Annotated in this window: 18 protein-coding genes and 1 tRNA gene; 8 read left to right on the forward strand and 11 right to left on the reverse strand. The window is 45.9% G+C overall.

The window, feature by feature from the left end:
* Window positions 1-11: 11 nt before the first annotated feature.
* Window positions 12-1,484, forward strand: a complete 1,473-nt coding sequence (locus HP398_RS15830; protein ID WP_017250804.1) for an MFS transporter — start codon at window positions 12-14, stop codon at window positions 1,482-1,484.
* A 36-nt stretch (window positions 1,485-1,520) separates the two neighbouring features.
* Here HP398_RS15830 and HP398_RS15835 read toward each other — a convergent pair whose 3' ends face one another.
* From HP398_RS15835 to HP398_RS15860, 6 genes are all read right to left on the reverse strand, one after another.
* Window positions 1,521-2,726 (reverse strand): MFS transporter, encoded by a 1,206-nt coding sequence (locus tag HP398_RS15835; RefSeq protein ID WP_017250803.1) that lies wholly within the window; start codon window positions 2,724-2,726, stop codon window positions 1,521-1,523.
* Window positions 2,727-2,800: 74 nt separating this feature from the next.
* On the reverse strand, window positions 2,801-3,352 hold the full coding sequence (locus HP398_RS15840; protein ID WP_017250802.1) for a MarR family winged helix-turn-helix transcriptional regulator: 552 nt from the start codon (window positions 3,350-3,352) through the stop codon (window positions 2,801-2,803).
* 77 nt (window positions 3,353-3,429) lie between these two features.
* The gene (locus tag HP398_RS15845) at window positions 3,430-4,092 is read right to left on the reverse strand and encodes a formylglycine-generating enzyme family protein (protein ID WP_026043262.1); all 663 of its coding nucleotides are present in this window, start codon (window positions 4,090-4,092) and stop codon (window positions 3,430-3,432) included.
* A 2-nt stretch (window positions 4,093-4,094) separates the two neighbouring features.
* A complete protein-coding gene (locus HP398_RS15850) occupies window positions 4,095-4,463 on the reverse strand; it encodes a DUF4180 domain-containing protein (RefSeq protein ID WP_017250801.1) in 369 nt (122 codons plus the stop codon).
* Between the two features lie 11 nt (window positions 4,464-4,474).
* Entirely contained in the window at window positions 4,475-5,131 is a 657-nt protein-coding gene (locus tag HP398_RS15855) for a TetR/AcrR family transcriptional regulator (RefSeq protein ID WP_173623083.1), read from the reverse strand.
* A gap of 130 nt (window positions 5,132-5,261) precedes the next feature.
* Entirely contained in the window at window positions 5,262-6,281 is a 1,020-nt protein-coding gene (locus HP398_RS15860; protein ID WP_173623084.1) for an AraC family transcriptional regulator, read from the reverse strand.
* 141 nt (window positions 6,282-6,422) lie between these two features.
* On the opposite strand from HP398_RS15860, the gene HP398_RS15865 reads away from it, so the two are divergent.
* On the forward strand, window positions 6,423-6,998 hold the full coding sequence (locus HP398_RS15865; protein ID WP_173623085.1) for an NAD(P)H-dependent oxidoreductase: 576 nt from the start codon (window positions 6,423-6,425) through the stop codon (window positions 6,996-6,998).
* Here the strand turns inward: HP398_RS15865 and HP398_RS15870 are convergent.
* From HP398_RS15870 to HP398_RS15880, 3 genes are all read right to left on the reverse strand, one after another.
* On the reverse strand, window positions 6,995-7,156 hold the full coding sequence (locus HP398_RS15870; protein ID WP_173623086.1) for a hypothetical protein: 162 nt from the start codon (window positions 7,154-7,156) through the stop codon (window positions 6,995-6,997). The genes HP398_RS15865 and HP398_RS15870 overlap by 4 nt on opposite strands.
* Before the next feature lie 57 nt (window positions 7,157-7,213).
* The gene (locus HP398_RS15875) at window positions 7,214-8,521 is read right to left on the reverse strand and encodes an NtaA/DmoA family FMN-dependent monooxygenase (RefSeq protein ID WP_173623087.1); all 1,308 of its coding nucleotides are present in this window, start codon (window positions 8,519-8,521) and stop codon (window positions 7,214-7,216) included.
* Between the two features lie 140 nt (window positions 8,522-8,661).
* Entirely contained in the window at window positions 8,662-9,474 is an 813-nt protein-coding gene (locus HP398_RS15880; protein WP_173623089.1) for a helix-turn-helix transcriptional regulator, read from the reverse strand.
* Between the two features lie 175 nt (window positions 9,475-9,649).
* On the opposite strand from HP398_RS15880, the gene HP398_RS15885 reads away from it, so the two are divergent.
* Both HP398_RS15885 and HP398_RS15890 read left to right on the forward strand, forming a co-directional pair.
* Window positions 9,650-10,171: a DUF4265 domain-containing protein gene (locus HP398_RS15885; RefSeq protein WP_017250794.1), complete on the forward strand. Its 522-nt coding sequence runs from the start codon at window positions 9,650-9,652 to the stop codon at window positions 10,169-10,171.
* A gap of 143 nt (window positions 10,172-10,314) precedes the next feature.
* A complete protein-coding gene (locus tag HP398_RS15890; protein WP_069845969.1) occupies window positions 10,315-10,845 on the forward strand; it encodes an ECF transporter S component in 531 nt (176 codons plus the stop codon).
* A 133-nt stretch (window positions 10,846-10,978) separates the two neighbouring features.
* Here HP398_RS15890 and HP398_RS15895 read toward each other — a convergent pair whose 3' ends face one another.
* Entirely contained in the window at window positions 10,979-12,292 is a 1,314-nt protein-coding gene (locus HP398_RS15895; RefSeq protein WP_173623090.1) for an MFS transporter, read from the reverse strand.
* Between the two features lie 294 nt (window positions 12,293-12,586).
* On the opposite strand from HP398_RS15895, the gene HP398_RS15900 reads away from it, so the two are divergent.
* The 4 genes from HP398_RS15900 to HP398_RS15915 all read left to right on the forward strand — a co-directional run bounded on the left by HP398_RS15900 (window position 12,587) and on the right by HP398_RS15915 (window position 16,722).
* On the forward strand, window positions 12,587-14,302 hold the full coding sequence (locus tag HP398_RS15900; protein WP_017250784.1) for a LytS/YhcK type 5TM receptor domain-containing protein: 1,716 nt from the start codon (window positions 12,587-12,589) through the stop codon (window positions 14,300-14,302).
* A complete protein-coding gene (locus HP398_RS15905) occupies window positions 14,274-15,017 on the forward strand; it encodes a LytR/AlgR family response regulator transcription factor (RefSeq protein ID WP_017250783.1) in 744 nt (247 codons plus the stop codon). The genes HP398_RS15900 and HP398_RS15905 overlap by 29 nt, the downstream gene beginning before the upstream one ends.
* 352 nt (window positions 15,018-15,369) lie before the next feature.
* Window positions 15,370-16,479 carry an acyltransferase family protein gene (locus HP398_RS15910; protein ID WP_173623092.1) on the forward strand — a complete coding sequence of 370 codons (1,110 nt, stop codon included), beginning with the start codon at window positions 15,370-15,372 and terminating at the stop codon, window positions 16,477-16,479.
* A 167-nt stretch (window positions 16,480-16,646) separates the two neighbouring features.
* Window positions 16,647-16,722: transfer RNA gene (locus tag HP398_RS15915), tRNA-Ala, on the forward strand.
* Window positions 16,723-16,866: 144 nt separating this feature from the next.
* On the opposite strand, the gene HP398_RS15920 is transcribed toward HP398_RS15915, so the two are convergent.
* Window positions 16,867-19,461, reverse strand: coding sequence for an Ig-like domain-containing protein (locus tag HP398_RS15920; RefSeq protein ID WP_017250781.1), 2,595 nt, complete (start codon window positions 19,459-19,461; stop codon window positions 16,867-16,869).
* Window positions 19,462-19,528: the final 67 nt, after the last annotated feature.

A 19,528-nucleotide genomic window follows, 5' to 3' on the forward strand; every position in this document is an offset into this window, starting at 1 on the left:
GAGAGTCTCAAGTGCGGGTACATCCAATTTACTTTTTACGTCTTACAGGCCTATTCGATGGCCTTTCCTTATTAGTATTGATGGGCATCGCGATGCCCTTGAAATACGTGTGGGGCTTAGACAAAGCCGTAACCATCATAGGAAGTATTCACGGCGGGATATTTTGCCTGTATGCTCTAGCGATACTCTATGCGGCCATTCGCGTGAGATGGAGCCTGCTCTGGTCTCTTGCTGCGTTACTCGCCGCTTTTGTACCGTTTGGGAACTTCTTTCTGGATCGCAGACTGAAAACGGCACAGGATGTGTATCCTCTGAAGCCGTTTAATAATGCCCTGCTTGTATACGGCATCGTTTTTTTCTCGTTCTTTGATTTGTTCTCGCAACTGCCGGTCATGAGTACCTTTGCTGCTTCCGTAGGTGCCAGCTCATTTGTTATAGGCTTTGTCATCGGTCTGTATTCGTTAGCCAATACCTTTGGCAATATTATCTCTGGCATGCTGACAGATAAGGTTGGTCCATCCAAACCACTATTGATCGGATTGGTTTTATCAAGCTGTGCCTTGCTGCTGTATCACATCGTCGATCAGCCGTTTCTGTTGATTATCGTGCGTATCATTCACGGATTTGTTGCCGGTTTGATCGTTCCTGCTGCTTTTACTTTCTCTGCGAATAACACTGCACATGAGCAGCAAGGGCGAAAGGTTGCTTTCACCGGTACCTTTGTGGGACTCGCAGCGATTATCGGACCTGCATTCAGCGGCATTATGGCTAGCAAAACCACCGTGCCTTTTGTCTTTACATGTGTAGCTGTTATGGGCTTTTTCCTAGCCATCCTGTCCGTCATTTTTCTGCAATCCACTCAGGCCTGCAAGAAAGAGAAGCTCAAGAAGGACGTTCCAACCTCAGCCTTGATCTTCAATACGGGGATAATCAAGGCCTACGGCGGTGCCTTTTTGCTCATGTTTTCACAAGGTGTGATTGCTTACCTTTTGCCCTTGCACGTCCAATCGCTTGGATATGACTCGAAATTAAGCGGTACGTTATTGAGCACGTTTGGACTGATTGCTGTTCTGATTTTCGTGCTTCCGACCAATCGGATTTTCGATCGTGTGGCCCCTTCCAAAACGATGTCACTCGGAATTGGTTTCATGGGCGTGAGTCAGTTGCTTATTGGTCAATCCAACACGACATTGGCACTGTATTGCATGTTAGGACTATATGGGATAGGCTTTGCTCTCTTGTTTCCCTCTGTCAATACGATGCTCATTCAATCGACGCCGCAAGAATTGCGGGGGAAAGCACACGGTTACTTATACGCCTTCTTCTCTCTCGGTGTGGTCGTCGGCTCAGGCCTATTAGGGTGGCTGCCCTTCTCCATTAAGGAAGGGTTTCTGTTCACAGGAAGCCTGCTGCTCGTGTTTGCCGCTTTCATTGCCATGCATAAGCAACGAGAACGCTTGCTGAATCAACAAAATAATCGGTAGCAGCCGTCGTTTATAACAACAAAACCTCCTTAACCACTAAACTAGTGGCGAAGGAGGTTTTGTGCTAATGCTTTCAACCGCGGAATCACTATGAATCAGGCATGCAGCCAACAGACCAATACCAAGTACGATTGCAAGCAGTACAAAAGTAAGTCCATAGCTGCCAAAATTCATAAAACGGATGGACAAGATCGGCCCAAGACTTGTTCCCGAAAACAGGATAAACGTATACACCGAAACCGCAATTCCCCGCGATTTGCCCCCTAGCTGTCCAATAAGCGTGATCAGGGAAGGAACGGATAACGCAATTCCTGCAACGAAAAGCACACTCGTACCAATCAAAAGAGCCAAGTTAGATATTATACCGAGGGAAGCCATACTGACCACTGCCAGAACTAATCCGCAGCGGAGCACGGTACGTAAGCCAAACCGTTTTGCCAGCCCGCCCGCCAGCGGAGAAATGAGCATGCCCACTACACCTATCATTCGAACAAGCAGAATCTCCTTGTTGCTAAGCCCAAAATCGGGTCCCACCAAATAACTCCCCAAAACCGTATACATATTAACGAATGACATAAGCAATACAAGAGCGATCATGTAGCTCAAGACGATATTTTTTTGTTTGAACAGGGAGGGGATTCGCTTAATCGGCTCCCAAATATTCACGGTAGCAAGAGAACTCTCTTCTTTTGGCAGCCACCTCATCACCACGAGCAGCGTCACGAAATAAATAGCAGCAAGCATATAAAATACGGCGTGCCAACTGTATTGCTGACTCATGAAGCTACTGATCACTTGACCAATGATCCCTGCCGCCAAAAATCCTGTGCTGATAAATCCGATTGCCGTTACCCGTTTTGCCGCAGGGAACATTTCCACAGCATAGGCGAGCGCAACAGGCGAGAACGTAGCTGCGGCAGCACCTTGCAAGCTCCTAAGTACAATGATCCATGCGAAATCATTTGTACTACCAAGCAACAAAGAAAATAGAACCAGGGCAATCATCCCGATCACAATAACGTTCTTGCGGCCATACTTTTCGGACAACGGTCCATAAATCAGGCATCCTATGGCAAACCCAACCGAAAATGCGCTGCCTACCACTGCAGCCTGTGTCAACGTAATACGGAAAATATCGGCAAATATGGTCATAAGGGGAATCGTAACGTATAAGCTCGACATGACGACGATTCCAGACCAGCATAGGATTGCCGTCATGAGTGAGTAGTTTCGCTGTGACATCGCACACCTCTTTTTCAATTATTTACACCCATTATAGTTAGATTATCTAATTATATTCACAAAAAAATATGATCTTATCTTCCCACCCCCAGTTTTTCTTCCATGCTGCGATTCAACTTCATCAAGATTTTTTCCAGCAGCATCCGTTCTTCCTCTTCTAAGTCGCTCATAATGGAGGAGCAGGCAGACCAGAAAACTGGCAGTGCTCTGGCTACTAATTCTCTGCCTTCCTGTGTTAGTTTGACATGAATCTTGCGACCATCCAGCGTGCTTTGCTCCCTGATTATCCAGTGCCTTTTTTCCAGCCAGTCCAGCAAAGCTGTAACAGAAGCACGCCGAATGCCCAGCCTGTCTGCAAGCGAAGAGGGGGTGATAAGCTCTCTGTCTTCATGTAACGTAAGCAACAGTAAAACGTCCCATTTACTCTCCGTTATGCCGAATGACTCCAAATTCAAATCAATAGTGTCTATGGCGTTATCCCCCAGCCATAGCATCAATAACCCCAAATGAGCCAATTTGCGATCCGTATTTTGCAGAGCTGTTTTTTCCATCAGATCCAAATACGGCTGAATACCTAGTTTTGGCAATTGATCGGATGTATGCTCTCTCTTGTTTTTTCTGCTCATGATCCACCTTGAATATAATTAGATTATCTAACTAAAATCAATATAACGGATTCTTTTGGATTTTGCAACCCCCTACCTTACAGGGACCTGGCAAGACGAAAGCCGAGATCATCAATCCGAAACGTGGGGTGACTGCGACGGCGGCACGTCGCTCCACAGCCTCTGGCCTCTTCTGCCCAGCTGCCACCACGAAAAATTCGGTAGGAGCCGTAAACGTTCACATCATAAAGGTCCCAGCACCACTCCCAAACATTGCCCAGCATGTCATAGAGTCCCCACGAATTCGGTAGCTTTTGTCCTACCACATGTGCTGTACCCTCAGCGTTCTCTTCGTACCATGCGATCTCATCCAGCTCGCCGTACCGATAACCACCCGTCCCTGCTTTGCACGCGTACTGCCATTCCGCCTCTGTTGGCAGACGATAGCCATCCGCTTCGACGTTCCATACGACACGCTCACCATCTTCACTCATCGAGTAGCATTCCGTGAGACCCGCTTGCTGAGACAGCAGATTGCAAAACGAAATCGCATCGTTCCACGAGACATTTACAACGGGAGCCTCGGAGTGGTCATTCTGACCAGCTGATTTTTGTACAACCGAGAAGTATAACGCGTTCGTAACAGGAACCGGTGCGAGTAAAAAAGCGTTCACCTCGGCTGTCCATGTCGCCTTGATTCGATCGTCCCGTAATTCGCTCTTCCCTGCTGGGATGTTCACCATGGGGTACGCCTGATCCATTTCTATTTCACCTGGCTTAACTTCTCGATCGCCTGCTCTTCGGTCGGTAAGAAAAAGATGTCGTTTCCGTTGTTGGATTCATAGATGAAGTCTTTTAGACTTTTACTTGTGTACACCGAAAAATCTCCTACAATGGCTACTTTCACGCGATAATTGATGAACTTTTGCAGGATCTCGCCAGCAAGGCGTGTTTTCAAATCGAAAAAGCTTTCGTTAATCAATGATTTGTTTATAATGATACGATTACTGTCTGCCTCATAGTGTACGGTTGCAATCAGATCCAGAGCTGACTGCACATCAATAATCAATACCTCGCTTCCGCTCACGATCGCAATGTTTCCCACGGCTGCTTCTACCTTTGTAATATTCATGTGTATCCTCCTCATCTTCTACTGGTAATCTGCCTCACATAATCCTCACAAATATATCGGTTGTCTTCGCCGTTTGCTGGCTGAACGCTCGCCACTCGAAAAAAGCTCAAACCCACAACCATCGCCATGAGTCCGTAGGCAGCGCTTTGCGAATCCTCTACGGACATAAGCCCGGTTTGATTCCCGTAACCAAAAATCTTGGTGATGCCCTGCAAATCTCTCGTATAACTCTTCGCAACCACTTCTTGGAGCTTGGGGTCCAATGCGGCTTTGGAGAAGAATTGTACAAAGAGTCTTGCTTGATCTTCATGCGGGATATACATCTCAGCGATGCCATCCAGCTGCGAAACATTGATCCCTTTTTCCTTGTCGTTCACGTATGGCGGCAAGATATGCTTCAGCGTAACGTCCATCATTTCCTGGGCGGTCATGGTGTTCTCAATGTCAGATTCGATTTTCAAGCCATAATAGGCCAAGAATGCCTGAAAGGCTTCACTCGTCAAATTATCCTTATTCTTAAAATAATACGTGACGACACCTTTTGAGCAATCCGCATAGTCCGCCACCTTATCTAGTGTCATGCCATCAATCCCGTGATTGCTAATACACGTTAGGGTCGCATTGATGACATCTGCTCGGCGCTTTGGTTCCATTCCTAATTTGGGCATGATCTTACCTCGTTTATTTATACTGTACGGTCGGAATAAAAAAAGTGTACACAATTATTTTCCAGTTTGTCAAACGAATAGGTTCGACAACACAAAAAAACACGCTTACTCAGCGTGTTCCATCCTAACGTTACATGGCAAGTGCTTGGCGACTGATCCGATATTGCCCCGGTGTCAACCCCGTCCATTTCTTGAAAGCATTTTGAAAGGCGCTTGGATCTGAAAAATGTAGCAAATATGCAATCTCTCCAATGGAATGCTCCGCTTGCTGTAAATACCCCATCGCCATTTCTTTGCGAACATTCGTGGACAATTCATGATAGGAAGTGTCCTCTGCCTTTAGTTTCGCTTGCAGGGATCTCGTACTCATATGAAAAGCAGCGGCAGTCTGCTGTAAGGTCGGAAAAGCCGCAGGCATACATCCCACCATCCATTGAAACACACGGTCCGAAAATTCCCGTCCTCTGATCAGCTTCTCTCTAATTTCTTCCGCGATTGGTTCAAAAGCTTTACGCAGCCGGACATCTGAATACAGAATCGGGTATTGCAAAACTTCTTTGCCTACCAAGAGCCCATTTTCTGCTCCACCAAATTGAGGCTCCATTCCGAACAAATTCAAATAAGGTGCGATATCGGCCGTAGCGTCGTGTGTGAATTGTATCGCCTGTAACGGAATAGACCGATGACTCATACGGACGATCAAGTGGTACAAGGAGCTGACCATATCCTCCATGCAATGTCGAGAAACGCTCCCAGGACTTTGTCTATGAAACCGCAGGAAAACATCGTTCCCCCGCTCTTCCCAATCCAGCTCGTACCCGCTGCAAAGGATCACGTGATACCGCTGATAAGCCTTCAATGCATCGACGATTTTTTCCGAATGCATCATGACATAGCCAAGAATGCCCAGATCGGCAATATCGGTTAACTGTCCTTGAAGCAGTCCGAAATGATCATCCTGCGTGTATATGGCAGCTTCTTTCATCAAGCGCTCAAGCTCCGCTTCGTCAATGCGAGCCTCCACATCCTGCAACAAAGCACCGTCGAAAGAAACATGATCACAAAAACGCTCAAAATCAAGCTTCTTGTGAGTAATTGTTTTCATAATCGGATACACCATCGAAATAGCAAACCCATGCGCATTTTCCAAGTACGGAACCTCCTTTGCGTGAATCCACAACATTTATGCGCTTTCGATCATTCATCTGTTCCATTCCACACGATATGCTGAATACAGTTCAGTTTACCACGATCTGTCCGTTATGGAATCAACTCAACAGGGGGTATGAAAATGAACATTCTCGTTATCATCGGACATCCAGATCCCGAGAGCTATTGCTCTGCGTTGGCGCACGCCTATATGAAAGGAGCTAAAGGCAAAGCAGCACAAATTCGCACCATTGATTTGAGCCAAATCTCTTTCGACCCAAATTTGAAGTACGGATATCGGAAAAGAACGGAGCTGGAGGATGACTTAAAAGAAGCGCAGGACCTCATCCGTTGGGCGGATCATCTGGTTATTGTCTATCCGACTTGGTGGGGCACGATGCCTGCTATCTTGAAGGGATTTTTCGATCGTGTCTTATTACCCGGATTCGCCTATAAATATCGGGAGGGTTCGTCACTCTGGGATAAGCTGTTAACGGGCAAAACCGCACATGTACTTGTGACCATGGATACCCCATCTTGGTACAATCGATTGATCTACTGGCGAGCCGGACATCTCGTGATGAAACGCAACATTTTGAAGTTTTGCGGGATCAAGCCTGTGAAGGTTACGGAAATCAGTGGAGTGAATGCCTCCGCGGATGAAAAGCGCAAGAAGTGGCTGGAGAAAGTGAACCAGCTTGGGGAGAGGCTAGCCTAAGCGTACGGTGAACCAGAGTGACAAAACAAAAACTCAAGCCCTCTTTCAGCTTGAGTTTTTCCTGTTGCCTTACTTATCGAGGTGCTTTTGCACACTTTCCAAAAACTTGCCCCTACTGGATGAACGCCGAGGATTCCTGCATCTTCCATCGCTTTCATCGCCCCAGAAATCACGATTTTTTCTCCCTTTTTCTCCTGAACCCCTTTTCAAGCGGCTTATCCAATCCTTAAATGCTCGCGCAAGGTGACACCCGCATATTCGCTTCTGAATAAGCCTCTTTCAACCAATTGCGGCATCAGCTTTTCAAAAAATAGTTCCATCGATTTTTCTGAACCGCCTGGAAGGGCAATAAACCCGTCCATAGCTCCAGCCTCAAACCGCTCCATGATATCGTTCAACACGTCCTCAACCGTCCCAATGGAAACCCAGTGAGCAGACCCGACAACCTCTGGCCTTGCCAACACCTCTTCTACTGTAGGCTGATGATTGATGATATACCGGCGCAACAGATCAGCGTGTGTACGGCTGCGCACTGGCTGATTCGGATCAGGGAGCATATCGACAGTTACGGGATGATCCAGAGTAAAGCTGCGCAAATCAAGGCCCAGTACGGATTGAAGCGATGCATGTCTGCGTTCCAAACTCAAATGCGCGTGTGCTTCTTTATGTAACCCATGCGCTTCCTCACGGGTATCGGCCAAGAAAAAATATAATCCAGGCAAAACTTTGATCGCGTCCGGACTACGCCCCTGTTCCTCGGCTCTTCTTCTCAAGTCGCTTCGCAATTCCACTCCTGATTCAAGGTCTGGCATCGCCGCAAAGATCGCATCCGCTACTTTAGCAGCAAAGCTCCGTCCCGTATCCGACGCTCCTGCTTGAAAGAAGGGAATGGAGCCAGATGGATGGGCAGGCAACGTAAGCGGCCCCTTAACACTGAAAAACTCACCCGAATGATCAATGGCGGTAACCTTCTCCCTATCAGAAAACATGCCTGTCTCACGGTCCATCACAATTGCTTCGGACGGAAAACTGTCCCACAGCTTTTTTATGACCTCCGTAAATTCCGCTGCTTTCGCATATCTTTCTTGGGGAGAAGGCATAGGGGAATCACCGAAATTTTCCGCGCCTTCAATAGATGTGACAATATTCCAGCCAGCGCGACCATTGCTTAGCCAATGCAAAGATTGAAGCTGTCTGGCAACAACATACGGCGGATTAAACGTCGTAGAAATCGTCGTAACCAGTCCGATCCGCTCGGTTTCCCTGGCAATCGCTGCGAATATCATCGTAGGATCAGGACTCCCGAAATGAGCGGCATCACCTAGCGTCTGCGGGTGGACACACAAATAATCCGCCCTGAAAAGAAAATCGAGCTTTGCCTTCTCAGCCATTTTAGCCAGATCCATGTAATAGTCGATAGAGCCCATTTTTTCCACACCGCTGTCTGGACGCCGCCAGCCTTCCCCTTTCATCCAGGTTGCGTTTAAGGACAATCCGATGCACAATTGTTTGTCTTCCGTCATTTTTCTCTACCTTTCCTACACGAATAATAATAACGATTCTCATTATCAACGATTAGTGTAGCAAGGTCTGGCACAAATGCAAATACACATATCCCTAATGCGATATGCATCATTATTGAAACTGGCGACGAAAGGAGCTCTCATTGACTTGTGTAAGCAGAAGGAGAAACCCCGAATTTCTTTTTAAAAACTCTACTGAAATATAGCGGATTATCGTACCCCACACTGAAGGCTACATCACGGATGGAATAATTGCCTGCTAGAAGTAATTCGCTCGCTTGCTCCATACGGTACTGGATGACATAATCGATTGGACGAACTCCCGTATATTTGTGAAAGAAGTACGAGAAGCTCTTGGGACTCATTCCATGCAACTCTGCCAATTCATCGAGCGTCAGTGAATTCATATAATGTCCGTTTATGTAAGCAATGGCTTGCTGTATCACCATTTTACTAGGAGAACTCTCACTCTCTCGAAGCCTGCACCCCACCAGAACTTGATGCATGATCCCCAGGAATAATTCCTTGCTACGAAGCTTCCCGATTCCGTCAACGGTGTGGGCACTCTGATGAAGCAGCATCAGCAATTCGGTCACTCTTGGATTAGCTCTCGGTTCCAGCATGAAATGTGCGTCGCATTCGTGGACGCTAGCTCCATCACGTATGTTGTCCAATCGATACGTAAGCAAATAGTACTCGAACTCTGAATCGCCAATGACTCGCGTGTCCAGCAGCATGTCTGGCGCCGCATGAAATACGGTTCCTGGATGTAATTCGTAGACAGTTCCATTCACACACATTCTGGCTGCTCCGCGAATGGTAAAAAGAAAACCGTGCCATACCGTCCTGAATTCACGCAATACACTGTTCGGCTGGATGAATAAACGGTAGGTACCTACTATCTCAGAGGAACCACTAGCAAATACTTCGGCTAGTTTATCCAAATCTGTCACTGTCTTTGCACCTGCTTCCTGTCCAAGATGTATGGGTCCTTTTTTACAGCCATATTTTATCACAGGCCATGATCAGCGGATCTCTTTTCCCGAAATCCGAAGAGCGGGCAGTTATTTTTATTGAAATTGATATGGTAAAATAAAGAAACAAATGGTAATAGAAGACGGCATCCTGATGATAGATCATACAAATAAAGAGATAGGTGTGGAGCATCGTATGGAAGATAAATTAACATTGATTAAGGTTTTTGCTGGCACAAGTTCACAGGGAACAGTTTTAGAAGAGCTTCCTGCAGAATACCTAAGCGATCAAACATTCAAATTATGCGCATCTCCAGGGCTAGCTCTAGGCCTTGCGAAAGGAGATACCATAAAACTCCATCCCAACGGAGATTTTGATTTAATCGAGCATGGTGGAAATTTCTGTATTCAAATTTACAAAGAGCAGCCTAGCAAAGAAAAGATAGAAGCAGTTGAATCTATCGTCAAAAAAGAACTTTCAGGCTCTCTAGATGGATTTCATAATGGTTCACTCGCGTTTACTGCTCCAATCAGTAATGGATTTGATGCAACCAATCATACGTTCAATAAAATTCGAGACGTACTAGAAGCAGAGTACTATTACTCTAATATTTACAAGAATCCACATAATTTCGAAGATGAAGAGTTAGTTAGTTGGGCTAGAGATCTGGATTAAGTGTTTGAAAACGTCAGTTCTTCGGCTATGGAGCATCCTCCTTGGAATGATTTACCTAGACAAATAAATCGTGCAAAGTGTATTTATTATGTAGCTGATTCTGAGTATGATAATAGTAAAAATAATAAGAAAGAGGCTATCAAATGGATTCTACTTTTTCATCAAGAAAAGCAACAAAGACGAAAACCCTCGTTATCAATGCACTATTTATCGCTTTTACTCTCGCAGCCACCATGTTTATTAACCTAAGACTCCCGATCATGGGTAACGGTGGCCTCATTCATCTCGGGAACGTGCCTCTTTTAATCGCTGCCTTTGTGTATGGCAGAAAAACAGGAGCCATCGCAGGAGCTTTTGGTATGGGCCTCTTTGACCTTATCTCTGGTTGGACGGCATGGGCGCCGTTTACCTTCGTAATCGTAGGTGCAATGGGCTATGTAGCTGGCCTCATCGCCGAAAAGGTGCCTGGCAATCGGGTATTTGTGTACGCACTCGCAGTTGCGGCAGCATTGGTGATTAAGATCGTGGGCTACTACTTTGTTGAGGTTATTCTTTACGGGAACTGGATTCAGCCGTTTGGCTCCATTCCGGGGAACGTTTTGCAGGTGGTTGTAGCAGCAGTTATTGTCATCCCGCTGGTGGGACGCTTGAAGAAGATTGTGGGGCAAGGGTAAAAATCGAAAAATCGCTCAGGAGACATAAATTCTCTTGGGCGATTTTTTTGTTCGCTTTATCCGGGAATTTTGAAACGGTACATGCAAAAAAACGGCATCTCTGCCGTTTTTCGTTGCCCTTCTATTCTTCCATCTAGTCCTTTGCTGTATTCAGCTCAGCTTCGATCTTAGAGTTTTTCGAAGACTCGTCCATACGCCAGTAAACGAGAAGGCTTATGGCAATACAAGCTGCTACATAGTAATAGAAGAGAGACTCGTTCCCGATACTTTTAAACCATAGTGCGATGAATTCCGCTGTTCCCCCAAAGATCGCAACAGTCACGCCATACGGAAAGCCTACACCCAGAGCGCGAATGGCGGTAGGAAACATCTCGGCTTTCACGATTGCGTTGATGGACGTATAGCCAGTAACAATGATAAGACCAGACAGCATCAGCAAGAAAGCGACATATGGGCTAGTGGTTTGTTCCAGGAGCAAAAACATCGGTACGGTCCACAATGTTCCAAGAACACCGAAACCAATCAACAGCGGTCGCCGTCCAATCCGGTCGGACAGCATACCGGCAAGCGGCTGCAAGACGACGAATACGAGCAATGCGGTAAAGTTAATCCAGCTAACTACTTCTTTCGGCATTCCTACCGTAATCACCATGAATTTTTGCAAATAGGTCGTGTAGGTGTTAAAGGCGATGGTTCCCCCGAGCGTAAGGCCGACAACTGCCAGCACCGCCTTCGGATGCTTCATCAGCTCTCGAAGCGTACCCGCCTTCTCCTTGTTTTTCGACTCCATTTTGGTATACTGCTCCGATTCGTCCATACTGCGGCGCAGCCACAACACGGCTACTGCGCCAAATGCTCCGATGATGAAAGGAATTCGCCAGCCCCAGGCCATCATGGCTTCTTCCGGGAGTATTTGCTGCAGGATAATTTGCACACCCAACGCCAGCAATTGTCCACTGATCAGCGTGACGTACTGGAAGCTAGAATAGAAGCCTCGGCGACCACTCGCAGCCATCTCGGACAGGTACGTTGCAGATGTTCCGTATTCCCCGCCAAGCGAAAGCCCTTGGAGCAGGCGGGCAAGAACGAGAATAATAGGTGCAAACACGCCGATGGTTTCATAGTTTGGTGTTACTGCAATCACCAGAGAACCACCTGCCATGATGGTAACAGACAGTGTCAACGCGGCACGGCGCCCATGACGGTCAGCGTATCGACCTAGGAGCAGGCTCCCGATCGGTCTCATTAAAAATCCGATAGCAAAAACAGCGGCTGTATTTAGCAACTGGCTGGTAGCGTCCCCTTTTGGAAAAAACTGAGATGAGAAATACACCGCAAAAGCTGCATAGACATACCAGTCATACCACTCAATCAGGTTCCCCAGTGAACCTTTAAAGATGTTGCTTGTGATTCGCCGCGTATTTTCACGATCACTCGATGGCTTCATTGCTGCCCCCTCCTTATGATTGACCCGAATCCATTCGCAATTGGGATAGTTTAACCGCTTTCAAATGAAACAATACTAATCTCGAGACGGCATCGTTCGCTTTGAAAGGGGTTACATATTTACCTGAATGGATTCTCGAAGAACTGTTTTTATTCTAAGTTATTTGTTTTGCTAGAATCTATTGAATACTTCCAGATGTGCAAAAACGGCATCCGAGCTGCCGAAAAACCCAGTTGAGTTACATTGATTTTTCGACCGGATCGGGCTACCCTTTTCCATAGGGAGGCGGCTGTTATGACAATCACTATGCTTCTGGGACTGCTTGAAAACATCTCTGTAATCGCAGTCATCGCCCTTATCATCGGCCAACTGGATTACTTTCGGAACATCATGTACGGGAAAAACAACTGGATGCGGATCGTGATCCTCTCTACGCTGTTCGGGTTCCTGTCGGTAATCGGAACGGAGAACGGGCTACGGGTCGATGACGCACTCGCCAATACGCGCATTGTCGGTGCCGTCGCGGGCGGGTTGATCGGGGGGCCTGTCGTCGGTTTTTTTGCTGGCCTTATTGGAGGTATTCATCGCTATTCGATAGGCGGATTTACCGCATTCGCCTGTGCCATCTCGACCGTAATGAACGGCTACTTGGCCGGGATCGTCAGTACGAAAATGAATATGCTGCGTCTGAAATGGCAGCATATCGTACTAATTGGCGTTGCAGCCGAGCTCATTCAAAAAGTTTTGGTGCTTCTCATGGCCAAGCCTTTTTCTGCGGCACTCGAACTGGAAGTAAAAATCGCGATCCCGACCACCATTATGACCATTGCAGGACTACTGCTGTTCACGCGCGTTTTCCAAAATCTCAAAATGATGCAAGACCAGTCCGGCGCATTGGGGGCAGACCTGGCCTTGTCGATTGCAAGCCAGACGTTGCCTCATCTGCGGACGGGGCTAAATGAACATTCTGCGAAAAAAACCGCTGAACTGATCCGTGAAATGGCCAGGGTGGATGCAGTCGCTATTACCGACCGCGAAAAGCTGCTCAGTGCAAAAGGCCACGAACTGGAGAATCATTTGCAGAAAGAGACGCTGTGCGCACAAGTAGCGGAGGCTGTTTTGACCCACCCTACAGGGGTATGGTGCGACAAAGATTTTGCTCTTCCTCGTCCGCCTCGCCTCAAATCGATCAGTGCCGCGTCGTTGTATCATCAAAACCAGAAAATCGGGACGTTGCAATTCTACTATAAAACCTCTTCCTCCAAGACGTCCCAGACCAACGAGAAGTTAGTGGACGGCCTCGCTAAGCTGCTGTCGGTCCAAATTGAACTGGCAGAGATCGAGCATCAATCGACAATGCGGAAGCAGGCTGAAGTGAGCGCCCTACAAGCACAAATTAATCCGCATTTTCTGTTCAACACCTTGGGGACGATTATGTCCTATTGTCGTACAGACCCTGATCAGGCGAGAAACTTGATCGGTCATTTAAGTGACATCTTCAGGCGCAATTTAAAAAGCAAGGGAAATCATCACAGCTTGCAGGAAGAACTCGACGGAATCAAGTCGTACTTGGAAATCGAGAAGGTCAGATTTAGCAACCGTTTAAAGGTGAACATGGAGATCGACGAATCCCTGCTGACCCGCAAATTGCCTGTCCTGACTTTGCAGCCGATCGTGGAAAATGCCATTCACCATGGACTTTTCCCCAAAATTAGCGACTGTCTGCTCACGATTCGAGTGGAACCGTACGACCATGAAGTCAAAATCAGTATTGAAGACAATGGAGTTGGAATCAGTGAAGAGCGTTTGGCCGATATCTGGAACAGCCAATCGAAAGGGATCGGCCTTGTCAATGTCCATTCACGGCTGCAATCGATCTATGGCAAAAAATATGGCCTCACGATTCACAGCCAGCCTGGTTTGGGAACAGTAGTATCCTTTGTCGCTCCGTTATCCGTATTTGAAAAGGAAGTGCATCCAGATGCTCCTGAAAACGATCATCATCGATGACGAGCCAGCCATTTGTTCCGAATTGGAATATTTGCTGAAAAAATATATCGATATTCAGGTGGACGCAATCTATACAAATCCGCTTGAAGCATTGCCTCATATTATCAATTCCAAGCCTGATTTGCTTATGCTTGATATTCAGATGCCTGGGATGAATGGGCTTGAATTTGCCAAAACATTGAATCAGATGTCCTATCCCCCATTGATCGTTTTTTCGACTGCCTATCATGAACACGCTCTGGAGGCCTTTTCCACGCTGGCTGTGGGGTATTTGACCAAACCGATCATAGAATCGAAATTGGACGATGTGATCCAAAAAGTGAGGACACTGAGGAACCGATCGGCCATGAATGACCGCATCGCGACGGTTCCCCCGATGGAAGAACATGTCTGCATCCGGAAGACCAACAAAATCATCCCGATCCCTGTAGGACAGATTTACTTTGCGTTTGTGCGGGAGAAAGATTTATATGTTGCGACAAAAGAGAGTATCGACAAGTGCGACTTGTCCTTAAATGAGCTGGAGGAGATTTTGAACCGATCCCGCTCTTTCTTTAGAAGTCATCGAAACTATATTTTGAACGTGAAGCATATTAAAGAAATCATCCCTTGGTTTAATAACACGTACTTGATCAAGATGAACGACGACAGCCAGACGGATATTCCCGTAAGCAGAGGGAAAATAAAAGCGTTTCGCAGTTTGATGAATTTGTGAAAACAAGCCAATCTTAAAAACCCTTGAATATCAAGGGTTTTTCTTGTTCGCATCCGTTTTCGTCCGAGTGAGTTTTTGAGGTTCCGAGTGAAGCTCGTCCCCAATCCGTCCCCATCCTACAAGTCAAGGAAAGCAGTTACTAACACGTAAATATGTTTATCTATGCTATAAATCGTAATAATTTTGAAATGAAATTTTTAAAGAATCTTTAAATAAAGTTTCTTTTTCCTTTCTATTATGATTGTATGATTTCCCTAAATATGAAAATCCCCTTCAGAAGATACACATAAGTATGCCGCCCTACTAGTATAGTAGCATTTATCAACAACAAAGTTTACAAGGAGAGTCATCTATGAGTAATAGAATTAAAGAATTAGATTCAATACGAGGATTGGCGGCTATTACAGTGGTGATAGGACATTTTTGTTTAATGATACCATCCTTGCCTGATTCTATTAAATTTTCACCCCTTAGATTTTTATGGGCTGGTGGAGAAGCTGTAATCATTTTTTATGTACTCAGTGGTTTTGTCTTATCTATGGCCATTTATCATTCAAAAACAAATTATTGGGGCTATTTAATTAAGCGATTTGTAAGAATATATATCCCTTATTATTTCTGGATATTCATCACCTTTGCGTTATTTATTTTGTTTTCGCCATATGAAGTTACGGGACTACGAGATTGGTTCTATGATAAGTGGCAAGGACCTATCACAACATTAGATATTATCAATCACCTTGTGCTTCTCAATAACTTTTTTACGGATAATTACAACCCGGTTATCTGGTCATTGGCTCAAGAAATGCGTATATCTATCGTGTTTCCTTTGTTATTCCTTCTTTTTTATAAACAAAGTTGGAAGAAAACAATACTGTTTGCCATGAGCTTTTCTTTCATTAGTATTTTCCTTAATATATTGCATATTGGAAAAGCTGAGGGATTTTATAATGGTTATGCTGATACACTGCATTTCACATCTATATTTATGGTCGGAATGGTACTTTTTAAGCATCAGGAAGAACTTGTCCGTTTATATAGAAATATGAAAAAATGGAAAAGAAGACTTCTTATCACATTAGGAGTCATTCTATATCTATACTCAACTGGAATTTTGGCGATTTCTCGTAGTGATACGTATTTTCTATTAAAAGATTGGGGCGTTGTCATTGGTGTTAGCATACTTATTATAATGGCTATGAGTAACCTAAAAGTAAAAGCAATTTTAAATAAGAGTGTATTTGTATACGTAGGGGAAATTTCATATAGTATCTATTTATGTCATTTTCCAATTATGATGGTACTATTTAAACTTTTGTATGCAAAAATTCCAACCTCTTTGCTGTTCCTCTTATGTGTTACAACGACAATATTGTTTTCTATCGTATCGTATCATTTTATTGAAGTGAAATGTATAAGATGGGCAAAGCAAAGGACAATGAAATTCCAAAAAAAGGGGTAAAATTTAATCGGTTTCTTATCTATTAGGAACCGATTAAAATGCGCTCCACATGCGATTATACTACCAATTATATGAAAGAATTGCTGGTCAGTAGACTCCATATACTCATTAGTAAATATTTTATTATTGACTATCTATCCAGCATATGTTAGTATTTAAATATTAATGGGGCCATAGCTCAGCTGGGAGAGTGCTTGACTGGCAGTCAAGAGGTCAGGGGTTCGATCCCCCTTGGCTCCACCATAATATAGATCGCACAAGTCACTTATACAAGGTGACTTTTTTTATTTTCACAAACTTGATAAATCCCCGTCCCAGCTGAAAAAACCCACGAAAAAAGCCAACCGATCTCCACCGGTTGGCTTCCCTCTTTTCCCTATCAATCTACTATCTCACCGTCACCACAATCGGTGTCTTCTTCCCACCGTATTGTACATAAATCGTCGCTTTACCAGAACCCGTCGCCTTGATGACGCCGTCCTTCACATCGGCAACCAACAGACGAGATGTGGTCCAGAGAGCTGGCTTGGTGACATTTTGCTCTGAGCCATCTGCATACGTAGCGATGACGTTCACTTGTTTCACTTCGCCCTTGCTCATCACGAGCTGGACGACATCTGTCTTCAAGTATTTCAATGTATCAACATCGACTGGGATGGATACGCTCTTGTCGTTGTATCTAGCTGTAATCGTTGCTTTTCCGTAGGCACGTCCTGTAATGAGGCCTTTGGTTACGTCTGCTACCTTGTAGTTGCTCGTCTTCCAGTCAGCCATGGAGGTAACATCCATTGTGCGGCCATCGGAGAAGGTAGCGGTCAAGGTTACTTGTACGTTGCTGTTCGACTTCGTAGATACAAAGCGCTTGTTTGCTTCCAGCTTGCTCACGATTCCGACTTCTACCGGGATGCTGATCGATTTGCCGCCGTATTTCGCAGTGATCGTCGCACGTCCGTTTGAGAGACCTGTTACGCGGCCGTTTACCACATCCGCTACTTTAACCGAGGACGAGGACCATTCTGCATCGCTGGTCACATTGTCCGAATTGCCAGCGGAGTCTGTTGCGTTCAGCTTGATCTCTTTTGATTCGTTGACGTTCAGGATCAGCAGTCGAGGATCAACGGAGAGATTCGTCGCTTGGTCTACTTCTACCGAAATCGTAACCGATTTGCCATCGAAGGTACCTGTTACAGTCGTTTTCCCTGCTCCAGTCGCTGTGATCTTCCCGTTCATTACCTCTGCTACAGCAGCAGAAGCTGTGCTCCATGTCGCTGTATCTGTTACATCCTTGGTCGTTCCATCTGCGTAAGCTGCCGTCAGCTTAACGGTTTCGGACTTGCCATTGCCAAGCACGATCTTTTTCTTGTCTACCGTCAATGTCTGCATAACGCCAACCGATACGGAAATGTTCACTGTACGTGATCCGTATGTAGCTGTCACGGTCGCTGCACCTGTTGACACCCCAGTGATCAAGCCTTGACGCACGCTTGCTACGTTAGGAGCACTGGATGACCAAACGACTTTTTGTGTGACATCTTCAGCAGGAGTGCTTCCATCTGGATACGAAGCCGTTACCTTCACTTGCTTCGCGCCGCCCACTGGTATCGCTACTGTCGTGATATCTGCGGACAAGTTTTGCGGTACATCTACATCGACAACCAGTGTCGCTGTTTTTCCGCCGTATTTAGCGGTTACATTCGCCGTTCCAGCCTTGTAGGCGGATACGGTCTTGCCGCTTGCAAATACGACATCTTGATTATCCGAAGACCACTCTACTTTTGAAGTGATATCTTCACTTGTTCCGTTTGCGAAAGATGCGTTTACAACTACGTCTTTCGTTGATCCGCTTTTCATCGTCAGGAAAGCTGGAGTGATATATATGGAACGAGGTACTTCTACATCTACACGTACCTGTACGGATTTGTTTCCGTACTTGGCAGTAATCACAGCTTCACCGGACTTCACCGCATGGATTTTCCCGTTGCTGTAGTACGCAACATCCTCTCGATCGGAGGACCATTCGGCCTTATCGTTCACCACTGTGGAACCGCCGCCATTGGCATAAGTTGCTTTCAGCTCGATGTCTTCTTCCTTGCCCACATTCATGAAAATGTTTTGCTTGTTGAGTTCTAGCTTTTGCGTTGTATCCACATCGACTTTGATCGTCGCTGTTTTGGTTCCATACTTCGCAGTAATGGTTGCTGTACCTGCGCCATAAGCCTTGATCGTTCCTTTGAGCGCATCGGCTACAGCCGTATTGTCTGAAGACCATTCAGCCTTGTCGGAGACATCCTCCGTTACACTTCCATCCGGGAAAATGGCCTTGAGCTTGATTGTTTCTTCGCCGTTCAGCAAGAGTGAAACCTGGTTTTTGTTAGGCTCCAATCTGTGGGCGATCTCGACATTAACAGAGATCGTTGTCGTCTGGCTGCCAAACTTCGCTGTCACGGTACCAGTTCCTGAATTCAAACCTTTGATTGCACCGTTGACTACAGTCGCAATCGCTGGATTATCGATGGACCAGTCTGATTGAGTTGTTACGTCTTCTGTTGTTCCATCGCTGTATACAGCTGTCAGCTTTACGTTTTCCGTGTTGCCGATCCGTACGTTCAACGTTTGATCTTCTGTTGTCAGTGCCTTTACCTTTTTCGTTACGGTTACACCTACTACAACAGGCTTACCCATGTACGTAGCCGTTACGGTAGATTTCCCTACCGATTTGGCTGTAATCTGCCCCGCATATACAGAGGCTACATCCGCATTTTGCGTGGTCCATTCTGTCTTGACGGTGACGTCTTCCGTTTTTCCGCTCACGTAAACAGCGGTAGCCGTCAGCTTGGTAGAATCTCCATTTTCCAATGTTACCTCGTTCTTGGACAGAACGAGTCGGCTGATTTCATCGGCAGCCAATCCTACCCCTGCGTTTCCAGTCCCCACTAATAGCAGGACGGCCAGAAACAAGAGCATCGTTTTTTTCCAGAACATTGCTAGCCTCCCTCGCAAGTATGAAATTTGCTGTTCTTCGAAACCATTCCACCATTACTATATCGGT

The organism is Brevibacillus sp. HB1.4B (assembly GCF_013284285.1).
Classification (GTDB): domain Bacteria; phylum Bacillota; class Bacilli; order Brevibacillales; family Brevibacillaceae; genus Brevibacillus; species Brevibacillus porteri.